This window comes from Rhodococcus sp. R1101, from assembly GCF_000278445.1.
Lineage (GTDB): Bacteria > Actinomycetota > Actinomycetes > Mycobacteriales > Mycobacteriaceae > Rhodococcus > Rhodococcus gordoniae.
Genome location: NZ_AJVB01000293.1, coordinates 1 through 4,694, shown reverse-complemented (window position 1 = coordinate 4,694; position 4,694 = coordinate 1). Strand labels below are relative to the sequence as shown.

4 protein-coding genes and 1 pseudogene are annotated in these 4,694 nt (G+C 73.3%); 1 reads left to right on the top strand and 4 read right to left on the bottom strand.

Annotation, left to right across the window (positions count from 1 at the left end; genetic code table 11):
* Positions 1-384: SDR family NAD(P)-dependent oxidoreductase (locus R1101_RS0116230; RefSeq protein WP_016934433.1), on the bottom strand; the 384-nt coding region annotated here is incomplete at its 3' end.
* A 44-nt stretch (positions 385-428) separates the two neighbouring features.
* On the bottom strand, positions 429-1,559 hold the full coding sequence (locus R1101_RS0116225) for a M24 family metallopeptidase (protein ID WP_016934432.1): 1,131 nt from the start codon (positions 1,557-1,559) through the stop codon (positions 429-431).
* Positions 1,560-1,598: 39 nt separating this feature from the next.
* Here R1101_RS0116225 and R1101_RS0116220 point away from each other — a divergent pair, with 39 nt between their 5' ends.
* Complete coding sequence (locus R1101_RS0116220; RefSeq protein ID WP_016934431.1) at positions 1,599-2,576, top strand: 5'-3' exonuclease; 978 nt, start codon at positions 1,599-1,601, stop codon at positions 2,574-2,576.
* 10 nt (positions 2,577-2,586) lie between these two features.
* Here R1101_RS0116220 and R1101_RS29660 read toward each other — a convergent pair whose 3' ends face one another.
* Complete coding sequence (locus tag R1101_RS29660; RefSeq protein WP_081494108.1) at positions 2,587-3,441, bottom strand: DUF4333 domain-containing protein; 855 nt, start codon at positions 3,439-3,441, stop codon at positions 2,587-2,589.
* 82 nt (positions 3,442-3,523) lie between these two features.
* Positions 3,524-4,694, bottom strand: a pseudogene (locus tag R1101_RS0116205) (DEAD/DEAH box helicase); the annotation flags it as partial.

Here is a 4,694-nt window from a genome sequence, read left to right as displayed (position 1 = left end):
CAGCCGCTGCGCCAGCTCGGTGAGCAACGCGACCTGCGCCAGATAGTCGGTGTGCACGATCGACACCGCGTGGGCCACATCGGTTTCCGCGCGGGCCTGCTCGCCGAGGATGCCGAAGGCCAGCACCGCCACATCGATCGGCCCGAAGGCGGCGATGCGGTCGAGCACCGCCGGATGGGTGTCGAGGGCGTCGGCGTCGAACTCGACCGCCTGCACCGCCGTCGCGCCCGCCGCCCGCACGGCGGCGCACTCGCCGGCCAGCTCGTCGGCGCGACGCGCGGCCAGGATCACGATGCGGCCCGGGGCGAGCCGGGTGGCGACCTCGACGCCGATCTCGCTGCGTCCCCCGAAGATGACGACGGTTCCCTGCGCGGTGTGGTTCATGCGGCCAGTGTCCCGGGTCGAGCTCCGGGATGCCGTGGCGGGTCTCAGCCCGGCAGCACCGTCAACCCGTGCGGGCGCAGGTTCATCGACTCGCAGCCGTCCTCGGTGACGACGACGATGTCCTCGATCCGCGCACCCCACTCGCCGCGGAAGTAGATGCCCGGTTCGATGCTGAACGCCATGCCGGGCTGCAGGATGTCGTCGTTGCCGGAGACGATGTACGGCTCCTCGTGCACCGACAGGCCGATGCCGTGCCCGGTGCGGTGCACGAACACCTCCCCGTAGCCGGCGGCGGCGAGCAGGTTGCGGGCGGCGGCGTCGACGTCCTCGGCCCGCACCCCGGGACGCACCGCGTCGACGGCGGTCTGCTGCGCCTTCTCGAGCACCGCGATCTTCGTCGCGATCTCCGGGTTCGGTTCGCCGATGCTGTAGGTGCGGGTCGAATCCGAGTAATAGCCGGGTTCGACGGGACCACCGATGTCGATGACGACGATGTCGCCGGAATCGATGACGCGGTCGGACACCTCGTGGTGCGGGTCGGCGCCGTGCGGGCCGGAACCGACGATGACGAACGCCGCCGCGGTGTGCCCCTCCTCGACGATCGCCGCGGTGATGTCCGCGGCCACCTCGGCTTCGGTGCGCCCGGCGCGCAGCCATTCACCCATGCGGGCGTGCACCCGGTCGATGGCGGCACCGGCGCGGCGCAACGCCTCGACCTCGTCGGCGTCCTTGACCATCCGCAGCTGCCGGATCACCGACGTGGCGAGCGCCGGCGTGGTGCCGAACCGGGCGGTCAGCGGCACCAGATGCAGCGCCGGCATCGCCTCGGCCACCGCGAACACTCCGGCGGCCGCGACGAGCTCGCGCACCAGCGCGTAGGGGTCCTGACCGTCCACCCAGTCCCGCACCGGCAGCCCCAGCTCCCCGATGGCGGAGTCGTGCAGCGACGCCAGTTCCAGGCGCGGCACCACCACGCTGGCACCGGAGCCGTCGGTGGGGATCACCAGGCAGGTCAGGCGTTCGAACGACTCGGCGCGCGAACCGGTGAGATACCGCAGGTCCGGTCCGGGGGTGATGAGCAGCGCGTCGAAGCCGGCAGCGGCACCGAGTTCGGCGGCGCGGGCCAGGCGGGCCGCGTAACGGTCGGCGGGGAATCGGGTGGCGGCAGTGGTCATGCATCCGAGCCTAGTGGCCGCAGCCGGATGGCTGGCAGGATGTGGTCCGTGACCGCACCGGAGAACCTCACGCCCGCACCGGACCCCACGTTGATGCTGCTCGACGGCGCGAGCCTGTGGTTCCGGGCCTTCCACGCCATCCCGGAGAAGGTCACCGCCCACGACGGCAGCCCGGTCAACGCGGTGCGCGGCTTCGTGGACATGGTGGCCTCGCTGATCCGCACCCACCGCCCCACCCGGCTGGTGGTGTGCCTGGATCTGGACTGGCGCCCGGCCTTCCGGGTCGCGGCGATCCCGAGCTACAAGGCGCACCGGGTCGCTGCCGGGTCCGACGGCACCGTCGAGGAGGTCCCGCCGGCGCTGCTGCCGCAGGTGCCGGTGATCCTCGAGGTGCTCGCCGCCGCCGGCATCGCCACCGGCGGGGCGGCCGGATTCGAGGCCGACGACGTGCTCGGCACCCTCGCCGCCCGCGAAACCACCGACCGGGTGATCGTGGTCAGCGGCGACCGCGACCTGCTGCAGGTGGTGACCGACAGCCCGGTGCCGGTGCGGGTGCTCTACGCCGGTCGCGGCCTGGCCAAAGCCGAACTGTTCGATCCGGCGCTGGTCGCCGAACGCTACGGGGTGCCCGCCGAGCGGGCCGGCGCCGCCTACGCCGAACTCGCGGCGCTGCGCGGCGACCCCTCGGACGGGCTGCCCGGCGTCAAGGGGGTCGGCGAGAAGACCGCCGCGTCGCTGCTGCAGCAGTACGGTTCCCTCGACGCGGTGCGCGCCGCGGCGCTCGACGAGTCGACGTCGCTGGCGAAGGGCATGCGGGTCAAACTCGCCGCTGCGGCGGACTATCTGGATGCGGCGCTGCCGGTGGTGCGGGTCGCCACCGACGCGCAGGTGGACCTGTCCCGCTCGGACGTGCTGCCGGCGGAACCGGCCGAGCCGGAGCAGCTCACCGCGCTGGCGCAGCGGTGGGGGCTGGAGCGGCCGGTGTCCGCGCTGGTCGCGGCCCTGGCGGGCCGCTGACCCGGCTCGGTCAGTTGGGGCGACCCACCTCGTAGGTGCCGTTGTCGTCGGTGACGGTAACGGTCACCTCCCGGAACTGACCGTCCACGGTGACCGCGCAGGTGAAACTGTGCCCGGCCTCGACCTTCTGGTCGCCGGGGCACTGCACGTCGCCGACCTGCCCGGCCCCGTACGACTCGGTGAGCACCTTCGCGATGCCGGCCTGGGTGGATTCGGTGTCGAGGACCTTCCTGCCGAACATCGTCGCGGCGAGGATCCCGACGATGGCGAGCACCACGACGAGTCCGACGCCGCCCAGGATCCAGGGCAGCTTCGACTTCCCTGTCTGCGGGCCGTTCTGCGGCGGTGTGCCGGGCTGCTGCCAGGTGTTCGCGGGCGCTCCCCAGGGCTGCGTCCCGGCGGGCTGCTGACCACCCCACCCGGGCTGTGTCGGTTGCTGACCGGGCGCGCCCCACGGCTGTGCTCCCGGTTGCTGGGCCCAGCCCGGTGCCTGTTGACCGGGTGCCTGCTGTCCCCAGCCGGGCGCGGGTGGCTGCGGCGCCGGAGCCCAGCCCTGTTGCGGTGCACCGGTCGGCGCACCCCACGGATTCTGGTGCCCGGGAGTCTGCTGCCCGGCGGGCAGCGACCACCCGGGCTGCGGAGCGTTCCCACCCGCACCGGTGTCGGGTTGCCACGGCGACTGCCCGGCGGGCGACTGCCCCCACCCGGCGCCGCTGCCCTGCCCCCACTGCTGTCGGCCGGCGGGCGGCGCCCACGTCGACCCGGGCTGCTCACCGCCCCCGGACGTCGGGTTCGGTGCCCACGGATCCGTCGATTCCGGTGGCCTCTGCCCCGGCGAGTCCTGCGGTTCGTTCGGCCCGGTCATCGTCGTCTCCACTCACCCTTCCGTTGTGTGCCCATACGGTAGCGTCCACCCGCCGCCCGAGCATCCACGCCCGCCGGGCGAGCTACTCGGCGGTGGGATCGACGGCGACGACACCGCGGCGCACCGCCCCGACCGCCTTGCCCGCGGTGCGGGCGAGCTCCGGATCGTCCGCGCAGGTGCGGATCTGGTCGAGCAGATCGATCAGCTGCCGGCACCACCGCACGAAATCCCCGGGCGAGAGTTCCTTGCCGGCCGCCTCCGCGGCGACGAGCGCCTCGGTCAGCGACGCGGTGGACGCCCACGTGTAGGCGGCGGTGACGAATCCCAGATCCGGTTCCCGGGTGGGGGGCAGCCGGTGCCGGATCTCGTCGGCCCGCAACCCGTCGCAGATCCGGGTGGTCTCGGCCAGCGCGTGCCGGATCGGCCCCGTGGGTCCGACGACGGTGACCGGCTCGTCGGTGCGCGACTCGTAGATCACCGCCGAGGCGACCGCCGCCAGCTCGGCGGCGGACAGTCCCGCCCAGGCGCGGCGGCGCACGCATTCGGCGACCAGCAGATCCGACTCGGTGTAGATGCGGGCGAGCCGCTCCCCCGCCTCGGTGGTCGCCGGATCGGCACCCTCGGTGAGATAGCCACGTTCGGTGAGCAACGCGACGATCTTCTCGAAGGTGCGCGCCAGCGAATCCGTCGCCGCGGCGGCCTTGCGACGCTGCTGCTGCGTCTCGCGCAGCAACCGGTGGTAGCGCTCCCCGACACGCGCGAGCGCATCGAGATCGGGATGCTTGCGCGCCGGATGGTGCTTGAGCTCGCGGCGCAACGCGTCGATCTCGCGGGTGTCGCCCTTGGCCTTGCTGCGCTTGGGACGGCGCGGCGGCACCAGGCCCTTCGACCGCAGCGCCGACGCGATGTCGCGGCGCCCGCGGCCGGTGCGGTGATCGACGTGCCGCGGCAGCCGCAACGAGCCCAGCACCGTCGCCGGCGTCGGGAAATCCCCGGCCGAGAGGCGACCGGACCAGCCGTCGGCGGTGACCACCTGCGGCCGCGGATCGCCGGCGTCGGTGTCCGGCAGAACCACCACCGCCAGCCCGGTGTGTTTGCCGGCGGGTACCGCGATGATGTCGCCGCGGCGCAGGGGCACCAGCGACGCCACCGCCGCGGTCCGCCGATCCTGCTTTCCGCGCCGCTCATGGGCGCGTTCGGCGTCGGTCAGTTCGGCGCGCATCCGCAGATAGTCGAGGATCTCGCTGTCCTCA

What these genes read in the sequence shown, in the direction of transcription:
- R1101_RS0116225 (WP_016934432.1), bottom strand. Translation starts at nt 1,559, where the DNA reads ATGACCACTGCCGCCACCCGATTCCCCGCCGACCGTTACGCGGCCCGC.
- R1101_RS0116220 (WP_016934431.1), top strand. Translation starts at nt 1,599, where the DNA reads ATGTGGTCCGTGACCGCACCGGAGAACCTCACGCCCGCACCGGACCCC.
- R1101_RS29660 (WP_081494108.1), bottom strand. Translation starts at nt 3,441, where the DNA reads ATGACCGGGCCGAACGAACCGCAGGACTCGCCGGGGCAGAGGCCACCG.